The following is a 12,908-nucleotide window of genomic DNA, read 5'->3' as shown; positions in this document are numbered from 1 at the left end:
ATCAAAATGGGCTAAATACTCAATAAAAAAGCGCGAAACCTTGCTTTATAGCTTATATTTCGCGCTTTTACACGAGTTCAGGTTAGTTAGCTAAAACGTTACTGGTTACCTTCAAGAAAATCCTGCGCAAAGCGCTGTAAGATCCCACCAGCTTCGTAAACTGAGACTTCTTCAGCGGTATCTAAGCGACATTTCACAGGCACTTCAACGGTTTCACCGTTCGCTCGATGAATAATAAGCGTAAGCTGTGCACCAGGTGTACGCTCGCCCATTACATCAAAGGTTTCAGTGCCATCAATCCTGTATGTGTGGCGGGTTTCACCATTAATAAACTCAACAGGCAAGACCCCCATTCCCACTAAGTTAGTGCGATGAATTCGCTCAAAGCCTTCAGCAACAATCACTTCAACCCCAGCTAAACGAACGCCTTTTGCAGCCCAGTCACGGCTTGAGCCTTGACCGTAATCTTTACCCGCGACAATCACTAGTGGCTGCTTTCGGTCCATATAGGTTTCAATGGCTTCCCACATCCGACTTACCTGACCTTCAGGTTCAATACGGGCAAGTGATCCTTGCTTAACTTGGTCGTTTTCTTGCACCATTTCATTAAGCAATTTCGGGTTAGCAAACGTGGCACGCTGCGCTGTTAGATGATCGCCTCGGTGAGTCGCATAAGAGTTAAAGTCTTCTTCAGGTAGCCCCATTTTGTCTAGGTAAGCACCTGCAGCACTGTCGAGCATAATCGCATTTGATGGCGATAAATGATCGGTAGTGATGTTGTCACCTAATACCGCTAATGGACGCATGCCTTTCATTGTGCGCTCACCCGCTAATGCGCCTTCCCAGTATGGAGGACGACGAATATAAGTGCTCTGCGGACGCCACTCATATTGTGGGTCAATCTTTAATGAAGAGCCCTCTTTTGTAGAGCCACTTCCGTACTCGACTTTAATATCGAACATAGGCTCATACACTTTGCGAAACTGTTCAGGTTTAACGCTTTTTGCAATCACAGCATCTATTTCAGCATCCGATGGCCATAAATCTTTAAGGCGAATATCGTTACCTTCGCTATCTTTACCCAGTACGTCCTTCTCAATATCAAAACGAATCGTACCTGCAATCGCATAAGCGACGACTAATGGCGGTGAGGCTAAAAAGGCTTGTTTTGCATATGGATGAATGCGGCCATCGAAATTACGATTACCTGAAAGCACAGCAGTGGCATATAAATCGCGCTCTATCACCTCTTGCTGGATAACTGGGTCAAGTGCCCCGCTCATGCCATTACATGTAGTACAAGCAAAACCAACAATACCAAAGCCTAAAGCTTCAAGCTCAGGCAATAAATTGGCTTCTTCAAGGTATAGTTGCACCGCTTTAGAGCCTGGTGCCAATGAGGTTTTAACCCAAGGTTTACGAGTTAACCCTTTTGCATTTGCGTTACGGGCAAGTAAGCCAGCAGCAATCACGTTGCGTGGATTTGAGGTGTTAGTGCAGCTAGTAATTGCGGCAATAATACAGGCGCCATCAGGCATTAAACCGGCTTCGTTTTCTACTTTCCCACTGATCCCTTTAGCGGCTAAATCAGCAGTAGAAACACGACGGTGAGGATTAGATGGACCTGCAATGTTACGACCTACAGATGATATATCAAACTGTAATACACGCTCATATTCTGCGTTCGTTAATGTGTCCGCCCATAAGCCATTGGCTTTGGCATAGGTTTCAACTAACTCAACTTGCTCGTCATCACGTCCGGTCAGCTTTAAATAATCGATGGTTTTATCATCGATATAGAACATGGCGGCTGTAGCACCAAATTCTGGTGTCATGTTCGAGATGGTCGCGCGATCGCCTAAGGTCAGATTTGCTGCGCCTTCGCCAAAAAACTCAAGGTAAGTCGATACCACTTTTTGTTCACGCAAAAACTCGGTAATAGCGAGAACAATATCGGTCGCGGTGATGCCTGGTTGGCGCTCACCGATAAGTTCAACACCCACAATATCCGGTAGACGCATCCAAGATGGACGACCTAACATAACGCTTTCAGCCTCTAAGCCACCGACACCAATAGCAATAACCCCTAACGCATCCACATGTGGTGTATGACTGTCGGTACCCACTAAGGTATCAGGAAATGCAACGCCTTCACGGGCTTGCACCACTGGCGACATTTTCTCAAGATTGATTTGATGCATAATGCCGTTACCCGGCTGGATCACATCAATGTTTTCAAAGGCTGTTTTAGTCCAATTAATAAAATGGAAACGGTCATCGTTACGTCTATCTTCAATGGCCCGGTTTTTCTCGAAGGCATCTTTCTCAAAACCAGCATGCTCCACAGCTAACGAATGATCCACAATAAGCTGTGTAGGAACAACTGGATTGACTTTAGATGGGTCACCGCCCTTTTCAGCAATTGCGTCCCGTAAACCAGCTAAATCAACTAATGCGGTTTGGCCTAAAATATCATGGCAGACCACACGTGCAGGGTACCAAGGGAAATCTAAATCGCGTTTGCGCTGGATAATTTGTTTGAGTGAATCGGTCAGTGTTTCAGGTGAGCAGCGACGTACTAAATTCTCGGCATAAACACGAGAAGAATAAGGCAGTTTTTCAAAAGCTCCAGGCTCAATATCATTGATTGCAGCTTGTGTATCAAAGTAATCAAGCGATGAACCCGCAAGCGGTTTTCTATAGTTAGCGTTCATAACTACATCCATTGTTATTTGTTTTATGTAGGCAAATCTTAAGTGACAAAGCGGAGCTAAAAGTTAACGAAAAGATTTGCTAAAAGATTGACGAAAAAGGCTAACGCAGTGTCGTTAGCCTTTTAAGGTTTATCTTTCGCTAATTGGCGTCACGGTGCGTGGTTCAGACCCAGTGTAATCAGCACTTGGTCGGATAATACGGTTGTTTGAACGTTGCTCCATCACATGTGCAGCCCAACCTGTTAAGCGAGAGCACACAAAAATCGGTGTGAATAGCTTAGTTGGAATGCCCATGAAGTGATACGCAGAGGCATGGAAGAAGTCAGCATTACAGAAGAGTTTCTTGGTATCCCACATGAACTCTTCACACGCCACTGAAATGTCGTACAAGCTAGTGTCGCCATTCTCTTGTGCAAGCTTTTCTGACCAAGCTTTAATGATCACGTTACGTGGATCTGAAGTGCGGTAAATCGCATGACCAAAGCCCATGATTTTTTCTTTACGCTCTAGCATGCCAGCCATTTGTGTTTTGGCATCAGCTGGTGAAGTAAACTGTTGGATCATATCCATCGCTGCTTCGTTTGCGCCGCCATGAAGTGGGCCACGTAACGTACCAATCGCACCAGTAATACATGAATACATGTCAGATAACGTTGATGCACATACACGCGCCGTAAAGGTTGATGCATTGAACTCATGTTCAGCGTATAGAATTAACGATACGTCCATCACTTTACGGTGCTGCTCTGATGGGGTTTCACCGCGTAATAGCTTCAAGAAATGACCGCCAATGGTGTCTTCATCAGTGACACAATCAATTTCTACGCCTTCATGAGAGAATTTATACCAGTAACACATGATGGCAGGGAAAGCAGCAAGCAGACGATTAGCTGCAGTGTTTTGCTCTGTAAAATCGACTTCTGGCTCAAGGTTACCTAAAAATGAACAACCCGTGCGCATCACATCCATTGGATGAGCGTCAGCTGGAATACGTTGCAGAACTTCTTTTAGTGCTTGTGGTAAGTCTCGTTGCGCTGTCAGTGCTGCTTTATAAGTTTCTAACTGATCTAGGGTCGGTAGTTCACCGTTGAATAATAAGTAGGCGACTTCCTCGAAAGTGGCATTTTCAGATAAATCCGCCACATCATAACCGCAATAAGTTAAACCAGAACCTGATTTACCCACAGTACATAATGCCGTTTCACCTGCGCTTTGACCACGAAGGCCTGCGCCACTTAATTTCTTGTCTACCATAATGATGTCCTATTCTTTTATGTTTATTTTTGTCGGGTACTTTAGCCGTCATTGGCTCATTAATAACTTATCTGCTTGCTAGAAACTTATATTGTCCCAAAACAATATTTGGCTATTTTTAATACAGGTATTAAGTAAGTCGTTTCTAGCAAAGACAAATGAACCTTTAATGATATTGAGCTAACTTGTCGTTAATCGTTGACTGTTAACGTTATTTGTTTTTACCTTCAGCAAATAAGCTATCTAGCTTTTGCTCATAATCGTGGTAACCCAAGTAATCGTATAAATCCATGCGGGTTTGCATCGTGTCGACAACCGCTTTTTGGTCACCGTCATTTAAAATGGCAGAGTAAACATTTTCAGCGGCTTTGTTCATTGCACGAAAAGCACTTAATGGATAAAGCACCATGTCAGCACCCCACTCACCTAGTTGCTCTTTATTCCACAATTCTGTTTGACCAAACTCAGTGATGTTGGCCAAGATTGGTACGTCTAAGGCTTCTGAAAATGCACGATAATGTTCTTCTGTTTTAACCGCTTCAGCAAATATGCCATCGGCGCCAGCTGCGACATAAGCTTTTGCACGAGCGATTGCGGCATCTAAACCTTCTTGAGCAAATGAGTCTGTACGCGCCATGATGAAAAAGTCAGGATCCGTGCGCGCATCAACTGCAGCTTTAATACGATCGACCATTTCTTCTGTAGAAACGATTTCTTTATTAGGGCGATGACCACAACGCTTTTGCGCAACTTGATCTTCCATATGCACAGCTGCTGCACCGGCTTTTTCCATATCACGTATCGTTTTAGCAATATTAAATGCGCCGCCCCAACCTGTATCGATATCTACCATTAAGGGTAAATCACAAGCTGAAGTGATACGTTGTACATCTACAATCACATCATTTAATGATGTCATGCCTAAATCAGGTAAACCGTAAGAGGCGTTGGCGACACCGCCGCCTGATAAGTAAATGGCTTGGTGACCAATTTGTTTTGCCATCATTGCTGCATAAGCATTGATAGTCCCAACAATTTGCAATGGTTTGTTGTCAGCTAGTGCTTGACGGAATTTTTTGCCTGCGCTCATGATTTCCCTCTCTATTATTTGTTTTTATCTTTATTAATGGCTTAGCTTTTTCATGACTTAGCTCTTTGATAGCTTAACTCTGTGATGATTTAGTTTAGATGGATTAAAATGAAATTTAATCCATTTAAACTGCCATTAAGCTATGTGTTTAAGTGTTATTTACTGCCGATTTGAACCTTGAGCACCTTAAGCACCTTGAGTCTCTAGCTTGGTTTCAATATTGGCTTTAGAATACATAATGTGACGACGCATCAGCATTTCGGCTAATTCTTCATCTCGATTAGAAATGGCTTTCACAATGTGTTTATGTTCATCAAATGCAGTAGTGACACGTGGCCCAGCCATGCCTAATTGAACTCGATACATACGAATAAGATGATACATACCATCTATCAGTACAGAGATGAGGTGCTTGTTTTTACTGCCTAATATGATGCGATAGTGAAAGTCGACATCACCTGCTTCTTGATAATATGACTCGCCTGACTGCACTTCATCAAAATGGCGATTGAGTAATGAATTCAAAGCTGCAATTTCGCTGTCTGACATATTCTTAGCCGCTAATCTTGCCGCCATGCCTTCTAATGATTCACGTACTTGATACAGTTCAATCAACCCTTCAGGGCTTAATGCAACCACTCTAGCGCCGATATTTGCCTTACGCTCAACCAAATGGCAAGACTCTAAACGGTTTATGGCTTCACGAATTATGGCACGACTTACTTGATACTTTGTCGACAGTTCAGTTTCACTCAATTTTGACCCAGCTTGGATGTCACCCTCTACAATATCTTTGCGTAACTCAAAGAAAGTCTTGTCTGCGGCGGTGATTGGCTGTTCATTAAAGAATGTCATAGGAATAATACTGAACTCTGTTTCGACTTATTGTCGACAATATAAGCTCATTATTTACTCTGGTCAATATAAAACCAGTGTATTGTCGACAAAGGTCTAACGTAAACGTCAATATTTCGATACGTTTAATCTAGCTTTAAGGGGATTCAAACAAAGCTGTTCGACTATTGTTATTTCGTAACAATATAAGCACAATGGAGTAACACTGATGTTTCTTATTAAAGAATAATAGAATCAAGGCTTAATATGTCAGATAGCACCAATGCCACTAACGCAACACCTAAGATTAACCCCGCTGAGAAAAAAGGCTTTTTAAACAGCATTAATCACTTCCGTGGTATTGCGATTATTTTTATTGTTATGGCCCACTGTTATCGCCCAGCCGGATGGGAAGTTGAAACCTTAGCCGATAAAGCATGGTTTAACTTAATGATGAACGGCACAGTATTTTTTGTATTTATCTCAGGTTTTTTATTCCACCACGTGTTTTATCACCGCTGGGATTATAAGAAATACATGAAAAGTAAAACCAAGTTTGTATTCCTACCTTATTTACTCCTGTCACTGCCTTGGATTTTTTGGCACTTAACCGTAGGGACTGATCCTGCAATGCACGTTATGTATGCCGATATCGAAAAACCTGCGGTTGCAGCAAGTTGGTATGTCATCACCGGCCGAACTCTTACCGCCTATTGGTATATTCCAATGGGGATGATGTTATTTGCCTTATCGCCTTGGGTAATGCATTTGATTAAGCGACAGCACCTGCTGATCGTTGCTATTCCACTGTTTATTATCGCTATGTTTATTCATAGACCCGAATCAAATCTCAATGCTATCCAGTCTTTGTTCTACTTTTTACCTGTGTATTTATTTGGGGTTTGGGGCTCTGCTCATCGAGACAAGTTGTTCCCATTCATTGATAAATATTGGGTACTGATGTTACTGATAGCCATTGCATTGGCAGTCGCACAAGCCCATTGGTTTGGCGCAGGCACACTTAACAAAGCTGCCCTTGAGATGACAGTGCCTGATTTAATGTTGCCACAAAAAATCTTACTGACCTTTGTGATTTTGGCTATTTTGAATAAGTTTGAACACATCAGTATTAAACCTTTGCAAAAATTAGCCGAAGTCAGCTTTGCAATTTACTTTATTCACCCTTGGATCACCACACCTTGGTGGATGATTTATAACAGCCCAGATATATTTGGCCTTGCTGGCAGTGGCAATATCCTCACGACATTGTTTGTGACTATGGTTGTCGTTATTATTTCCTACTTTATTGCCACAATAATTAAGAAGATATTTAATAAGAAAAGTCGTTACTTAATTGGTTGGTAGCTTCCACCAATGAATAAAAGAAAAACAACTTTAAAGTTTGAATAAAACCATAGCCTGAATAAGTCTGTTCAACTATGGCCTGAATAGTTCTGTTCAACTATGGGAAAATGCCATTAAAATCGCTGTTGCTAGTTGAGAACAAACAACTAGTTGAAAACAAACAACTGCGATTTCAATGCCGTAATTTTGAGTTGACGTAAACAACTTCGTTTAACCCAAACACCACTTCTAACTTCACTAAAACGGTCATACCAGCAGGTTTAAATTTTAAATTGGCGATATTGACGATTAGATAAGCAGTTATCTAAAACCTTTCTTGCACTAAACCTTACCTGTTCATTATCATGAGCCTAGAATTAAACTGTTTTACATCGTCAACTTCTCTCGGGGCTTTATGACAACTTTCAACGTACTTCTAATTTGTGGTGGCGGCAGCGCTGAACATGATGTTTCAGTTATGTCTGCAAACTATTTTGAATCGTCTTTAGCCAAGTCAAATAAAGTTAATTTATTAAGACTAGAGCTTGATGCAAATGGTCACTATTTTGATCAAGACGGACATCGCTGTGAATTAACCAATCGTCGTGAAGTGCGCTTTGATAATGAAGCTAAGCCTGTTTGGGCTGTTGATTATGCCATTCCTTGTATTCACGGGTTCCCCGGAGAAACTGGCGATATTCAGTCATATTTCAACCTTATTCAACTGCCTTACTTTGGCTGCGAGTCTGAAGCATCAAGTAATTGCTTTAATAAAATCACCGCTAAAATGTGGTTTAGTGCGTTAGGCATCCCAAATACCCCATATATTTTCCTAAATGATATGAACCAAGATGCCATTGAGCAGACTCAGACAGCACTCAATAAGTGGGGTTCGGTATTTGTAAAAGCGGCATCTCAAGGCTCATCTGTTGGATGCTACAAAGTGGATGATGTAGCCCAAGTTGAGCACGTTTTGAATGATGCATTCAGTTTTGCACCCTCTGTCGTGGTTGAAAAAACCATTGTTGCTCGCGAATTAGAAGTTGCGGTATACGAATATAAGAACGAAGTGATTGCTACACTGCCCGGTGAAATCATTTGCGCCAGCAATACATTTTACACTTTTGAAGAAAAGTATAATGCCAGTAGCCAAGCCAGAACCGACGTCGTGGCACAAAACCTGTCGGAAGAAGTAGCGGAACAAATTAGAGACTATGCCATTAAAGCATTTAAAGGAATGAAGTTAAGACATCTATCAAGAATTGATTTCTTTTTAACTGATGAAAATGAAATTTTATTGAACGAAATTAATACCTTCCCTGGCTCAACGCCCATTTCGATGTTTCCTAAAATGCTACAAAACCACGGTGAAGACTTTACTGATTACTTATTAGATAACATCGAAAATCAGCTTTAGCGAGACATATTAATCGAAATAATATTGGAGAATGTTTGCTGGTGGCCAGCATTTTCCAATTCATCTCGCCAAGGGTTATCCTGCACTTTCACCATATAAAAATGCTGCCTGTATGTGTCTGTCACAAACGCAATACCGTGCTGCATCAACTCATAATGAATATCATTGATAAACACAAGTGAGAAGCCTTGTCGCCCAGTTAACTGATTAATATCTTCTCTTGTTAGACTAACGCCAGTTTCTAACTGATCAAACTGCAGTTTAAGCCAATTTGCAAAATCTTTAGAACTCACCATAGACATAATACCCCTCCAAACACAGCTCATTAGAATTGACAGCGGATATCTCATCCGTTGAGAGCTTGCTGAATATGTTAAGTATAGTTTGTTAAAGAAATTATATTTGAGACGATACTTTTTATAGACTAAAAGGATATGAATCTAGCACTTTAGTTGTAGCCACCATTGGCAGCAATAAGAGAAAATTAAAGAGAAACACCATACTCACGGTTGATTTTAGTCATAAATCCATCCTGATACATTTCATTCAATGCGTTAACTAATGCTCGATGCTTAGCATCATCCATTAACTTATTACATGCCATCGCTCGTAAAGAAGTATGAAATATAAGTTCCGGTTCACCTAGCTGGACTTTAGATTGCTCCATTAATGCCTTCGCACTGATTAATTCAGCAGCCCAAAGATCGATACGGCCTCTTTCCAGTTTCTTTATATTTAGCCCATCATCATTTGTTAACTGAACTTGATAGTGAAAAGATGCTAAATATTCACTTATTCCGCTACCTAAATAGGTACCGATAGACAATGATTTAGCATCTTGCAGTGTCACTAATGGAATTGTGCTGTTAGTGGCGCTAAATAATCCATATCGAGAAATGAGCACAGGGCCAACCCACTGATATTCACTCTCTATTTGCTGAGTTCGCACAATAGGCAATACACAAACATTTTTGCTTCTTTCGGTCATTGTCAAACCACGTTTTAGCGGATTAAAAATAATCTTGTAGTCAATATCGGCTCTAGAAAATAACTCGTCGATAATATCAACAATCATACCTTGGTGTTTAGTGTCAGTTTGCTCGGCAAATGGAACATGTTGATAGGTGTAAACCGTAATTTCTTCGGCAATCACAGAGTTGATCCCAACAAGTATAAAAATAACTGCACTGAGCAATGAATGAAGCTGTTTACTACCAAGCATTAATTGCCTCCTCAAAAGGTAATGTTTTACCTTTTACCTTATTGGGCAATGCAGCTTTCGGTGCCCCTGGTTTATTTAACCAATAAGAAGACGCTTTTTTTGTATTCACTTTAGGCCCACAAGTTAGGTCTTGTGCTTGCAATTTAATTAAATGCTGATCAACTTCCTCTGCTAAGGCATTCATACCTTCAGATACAGATAACTCCCCTTCAATAATGCGGCTAATTGCTTGCCACCAATAGCCAGCCATTCCTGGGTAATCAGGTACATTGGTGCCAGTGGGTGTCCACACATCCCTTGCATGACTGCGATAAAATTCGACTAAACCACCTAAATATGGCGCTTTCTGAGTCATATAGTCTGATTCTAAATCTGACTGGCGGATGGGAGTTAACCCGACTAAGGTTTTCTTCAATGAGACAGTTTTAGAGACAACAAATTGAGCGTAGAGCCATGCAGCGATTTGGTTACTTTCTGGGGTATGGTTTAAAAAAGTCCAAGCACCAGTGTCCTGATAACCAGACTTCATCCCTTTCTGCCAATACTTACCCACAGGAGAAGGCGCAACTCGCCATTTAGGCGTACCATCTTTATTCATAACCGCTAAATTCTTTAGAGTAAAATCAGGCACAAAAGCGGTATACCAAAATATTTGCTGGGCAATATTGCCTTTAGCTGCCCAATGGCCTGACTCGGAAAAAGTCAATTGCCTAGCTTCTGGCGGCGCGTATTTTACTAACCAGTCTTTATATTTTTGTATTGCATAAATTGCTGCTGGACTATTTAAGGCCCCTCCTCGTTCAACACTGGCTCCAACGGGGTGGCAATCCTCAACACGAATTCCCCATTCATCAACGGGTAGACCATTCGGTAATCCTTTATCACCGACTCCGGCCATAGATAACCATGCATCAGAAATTCGCCAACCTAAAGATGGATCTGACTTAGCATAATCCATGTGACCATAAACTTTCTCACCTGCAATTTTGCTTATGTCATTTGTAAAAAAATTAGCTATATCTTCATAGGCTTGCCAGTTCTGTGGCACCCCTAAAGGATAGCCATAATTAGCTTCAAATTGTTTTTGATAATCGGCATTGGCAAACCAATCACTTCGATACCAATACAAATTGGCAAATTGTTGATCAGGTAGCTGATATATTTTTCCATCGGGGCCTGTAGTAAATGCCAGACCTATAAAGTCGCTCAAATCTAATGATGGTAGCGTGTAAGCCTTGGCTTGGTGATTGATAAGATCGGTTATCGATATTACATGCTGTTGTCTAAAGTGACTGCCAATTAAATCACTATCACTGATGTAGGCATCATAAAGACGTTGTCCAGTCATGACTTGCGCTGAAAACTTCTTTAGCACATCATCCTCATTGGTGAGTTCATGAATAACATGAATACCAGTGATGTCGAAAAAAGCTTTAGCTAGAATATTAGATTCATACTGGTGGGTATTAATACGTTCAGAGACAACTCTAATCGTCATCCCTTTAAAGGGCTGAGATTTTTGTTGGAACCATTGCAACTCCTTCGTTTGCTCTGATAACGATAGCGTGGAAGGTTGAAACTCTTTCTCTAACCAGTTTTTTTGAACTTTAGAGAGCTGCGGCCCATTCGCTTTTCGGGCTTGTGTTGTTTCATCAGCAAAAAGAGCGAATGAAATAAAAACACTTAATATAAGCCCAGTATTGAGTGATGCCAAAGAGGGTAATTTTTGTGTATTTTTTATGTAGCTAAATAATAATGATAATTTCTGCATGCATCCTGCTTCAGTGTACGATTCAAGATAAGTTAGCCAAATTAAGTCTCTATTACTGCTGAATAATTTGTATATTTAAATATAGCGCTATTAGATATAAAAAAGCCAGCTTACGCTGGCTTTTTATGATACAAAATGTCTAAAATCTATATGATTTTTATCGCTGTTGAAGTATTAAAAACCTTCCACTCCTGCCATGTCAGGTAATTGGTGAGCAATCCCTTTATGGCAATCAATACAGGTTTTTTCACCACTGGCGAGTGAAGTCGAATGCATTTGTGATGCACGTTTAGATTGACGCGTAAAATCCATGTAATCAAAGTTATGGCAATTACGGCACTCTAACGAATCATTTGCTTTTAATCTATTCCACTCATTCTCCGCTAGATGACGACGTTTCGCTTCAAACTTTTCACGGGTGTTAATTGTGCCGAATACCTTACCCCAAACCTCTTTAGACGCTTGCATTTTACGGGCAATTTTATCCGTCCAGTTATGAGGAACATGACAATCAGGACACGTAGCGCGCACACCACTACGGTTAGTAAAATGAATCGTCGTTTTTAACTCTTCATAAACGTTATTTTCCATCTCATGGCAACCAATACAAAACTGTTCTTGGTTAGTAACTTCCAAGGCAGTGTTAAAGCCCCCCCAGAAAATCACCCCTGCAACAAAGCCACCAAGAGTTAGAAAACCTAGACTGTAGTGAACACTTGGACGATTAAGTACTTTCCAAATTAAATTCAGGTTTTCTAGTAATTTTGAAATCATAAACGCTCCTAGTGCTCAGCTGTTGAAGAATGTTTCATTAACTCTTTAACATCAACGAAATCATTCTCGACAAGTATCTTGGCATCTAATTGAGATACATGGCATTGAGTACAGTAATAACGACGTGGCGATAATGATGCCAAGAAGTTATTTTCTCTATCCATATAATGCGTCACACTCACCATAGGTGCTTGTGAATGCCCTGTACTATTTCGCGCATGGCACTGCATACATTTATTTACTTTCAAATCAATCTGGTAACCATCAATGCGATGCGGGATTACCGGCGGTTGCATTGGATAATTACGCACTTGTTTTACGTCAGAGTTAATCACCTTTTGCATCGCTGGCGGTGTTGGCTCAATATCAATTGGCGCAAGTCGTAAAGTAGCAACCTTATCTTCAGGCACAGACGCAATTTCAGCCATAGCAGCAAAAGAAAGACTCAATAATACAAATACTGATAAAACATTACGTGTTTTCATGGT

Annotated in this window: 11 protein-coding genes; 2 read left to right on the top strand and 9 right to left on the bottom strand. The window is 40.9% G+C overall.

Annotation, left to right across the window (positions count from 1 at the left end; genetic code table 11):
- Window positions 1-98: 98 nt before the first annotated feature.
- The 4 genes from acnD to FNZ24_RS06510 form a co-directional block, all read right to left on the bottom strand.
- Window positions 99-2,714: a Fe/S-dependent 2-methylisocitrate dehydratase AcnD gene (gene acnD, locus FNZ24_RS06525; RefSeq protein WP_153913679.1), complete on the bottom strand. Its 2,616-nt coding sequence runs from the start codon at window positions 2,712-2,714 to the stop codon at window positions 99-101.
- Between the two features lie 129 nt (window positions 2,715-2,843).
- Window positions 2,844-3,968, bottom strand: a complete 1,125-nt coding sequence (prpC, locus tag FNZ24_RS06520; RefSeq protein ID WP_153913678.1) for a bifunctional 2-methylcitrate synthase/citrate synthase — start codon at window positions 3,966-3,968, stop codon at window positions 2,844-2,846.
- 211 nt (window positions 3,969-4,179) lie between these two features.
- The gene (gene prpB / locus FNZ24_RS06515) at window positions 4,180-5,058 is read right to left on the bottom strand and encodes a methylisocitrate lyase (RefSeq protein ID WP_153913676.1); all 879 of its coding nucleotides are present in this window, start codon (window positions 5,056-5,058) and stop codon (window positions 4,180-4,182) included.
- Between the two features lie 186 nt (window positions 5,059-5,244).
- Window positions 5,245-5,913 carry a GntR family transcriptional regulator gene (locus tag FNZ24_RS06510; RefSeq protein ID WP_153913675.1) on the bottom strand — a complete coding sequence of 223 codons (669 nt, stop codon included), beginning with the start codon at window positions 5,911-5,913 and terminating at the stop codon, window positions 5,245-5,247.
- A 246-nt stretch (window positions 5,914-6,159) separates the two neighbouring features.
- On the opposite strand from FNZ24_RS06510, the gene FNZ24_RS06505 reads away from it, so the two are divergent.
- Window positions 6,160-7,257, top strand: coding sequence for an acyltransferase family protein (locus FNZ24_RS06505; protein ID WP_153913673.1), 1,098 nt, complete (start codon window positions 6,160-6,162; stop codon window positions 7,255-7,257).
- A 394-nt stretch (window positions 7,258-7,651) separates the two neighbouring features.
- Window positions 7,652-8,653 carry a D-alanine--D-alanine ligase gene (locus tag FNZ24_RS06500; RefSeq protein ID WP_153913671.1) on the top strand — a complete coding sequence of 334 codons (1,002 nt, stop codon included), beginning with the start codon at window positions 7,652-7,654 and terminating at the stop codon, window positions 8,651-8,653.
- Here FNZ24_RS06500 and FNZ24_RS06495 read toward each other — a convergent pair.
- The 5 genes from FNZ24_RS06495 to FNZ24_RS06475 form a co-directional block, all read right to left on the bottom strand.
- Window positions 8,650-8,955 carry a hypothetical protein gene (locus FNZ24_RS06495; protein WP_153913669.1) on the bottom strand — a complete coding sequence of 102 codons (306 nt, stop codon included), beginning with the start codon at window positions 8,953-8,955 and terminating at the stop codon, window positions 8,650-8,652. The genes FNZ24_RS06500 and FNZ24_RS06495 overlap by 4 nt on opposite strands.
- Before the next feature lie 182 nt (window positions 8,956-9,137).
- Window positions 9,138-9,875 carry a substrate-binding periplasmic protein gene (locus FNZ24_RS06490; RefSeq protein WP_153913667.1) on the bottom strand — a complete coding sequence of 246 codons (738 nt, stop codon included), beginning with the start codon at window positions 9,873-9,875 and terminating at the stop codon, window positions 9,138-9,140.
- Window positions 9,865-11,646 (bottom strand): ABC transporter substrate-binding protein, encoded by a 1,782-nt coding sequence (locus FNZ24_RS06485; protein ID WP_153913665.1) that lies wholly within the window; start codon window positions 11,644-11,646, stop codon window positions 9,865-9,867. Before FNZ24_RS06485 ends, FNZ24_RS06490 begins: the two co-directional genes overlap by 11 nt.
- Window positions 11,647-11,820: 174 nt before the next feature.
- Window positions 11,821-12,420: a cytochrome c3 family protein gene (locus tag FNZ24_RS06480; RefSeq protein ID WP_153913663.1), complete on the bottom strand. Its 600-nt coding sequence runs from the start codon at window positions 12,418-12,420 to the stop codon at window positions 11,821-11,823.
- A gap of 8 nt (window positions 12,421-12,428) precedes the next feature.
- A complete protein-coding gene (locus tag FNZ24_RS06475) occupies window positions 12,429-12,905 on the bottom strand; it encodes a nitrate reductase cytochrome c-type subunit (protein WP_153913661.1) in 477 nt (158 codons plus the stop codon).
- Between the last annotated feature and the right edge of the window lie 3 nt (window positions 12,906-12,908).

The sequence above is a fragment of the Shewanella sp. TC10 genome (assembly GCF_009663145.1).
In the GTDB taxonomy this organism is placed as follows: domain Bacteria; phylum Pseudomonadota; class Gammaproteobacteria; order Enterobacterales; family Shewanellaceae; genus Shewanella.
This window is presented reverse-complemented; position numbering and strand designations above follow the sequence as displayed.

Bases quoted from the DNA above. Each gene is read 5' to 3' on its own strand.
- acnD (WP_153913679.1), bottom strand. From the start codon at position 2,714: ATGAACGCTAACTATAGAAAACCGCTTGCGGGTTCATCGCTTGATTAC.
- prpC (WP_153913678.1), bottom strand. From the start codon at position 3,968: ATGGTAGACAAGAAATTAAGTGGCGCAGGCCTTCGTGGTCAAAGCGCA.
- prpB (WP_153913676.1), bottom strand. From the start codon at position 5,058: ATGAGCGCAGGCAAAAAATTCCGTCAAGCACTAGCTGACAACAAACCA.
- FNZ24_RS06510 (WP_153913675.1), bottom strand. From the start codon at position 5,913: ATGACATTCTTTAATGAACAGCCAATCACCGCCGCAGACAAGACTTTC.
- FNZ24_RS06505 (WP_153913673.1), top strand. From the start codon at position 6,160: ATGTCAGATAGCACCAATGCCACTAACGCAACACCTAAGATTAACCCC.
- FNZ24_RS06500 (WP_153913671.1), top strand. From the start codon at position 7,652: ATGACAACTTTCAACGTACTTCTAATTTGTGGTGGCGGCAGCGCTGAA.
- FNZ24_RS06495 (WP_153913669.1), bottom strand. From the start codon at position 8,955: ATGTCTATGGTGAGTTCTAAAGATTTTGCAAATTGGCTTAAACTGCAG.
- FNZ24_RS06490 (WP_153913667.1), bottom strand. From the start codon at position 9,875: ATGCTTGGTAGTAAACAGCTTCATTCATTGCTCAGTGCAGTTATTTTT.
- FNZ24_RS06485 (WP_153913665.1), bottom strand. From the start codon at position 11,646: ATGCAGAAATTATCATTATTATTTAGCTACATAAAAAATACACAAAAA.
- FNZ24_RS06480 (WP_153913663.1), bottom strand. From the start codon at position 12,420: ATGATTTCAAAATTACTAGAAAACCTGAATTTAATTTGGAAAGTACTT.
- FNZ24_RS06475 (WP_153913661.1), bottom strand. From the start codon at position 12,905: ATGAAAACACGTAATGTTTTATCAGTATTTGTATTATTGAGTCTTTCT.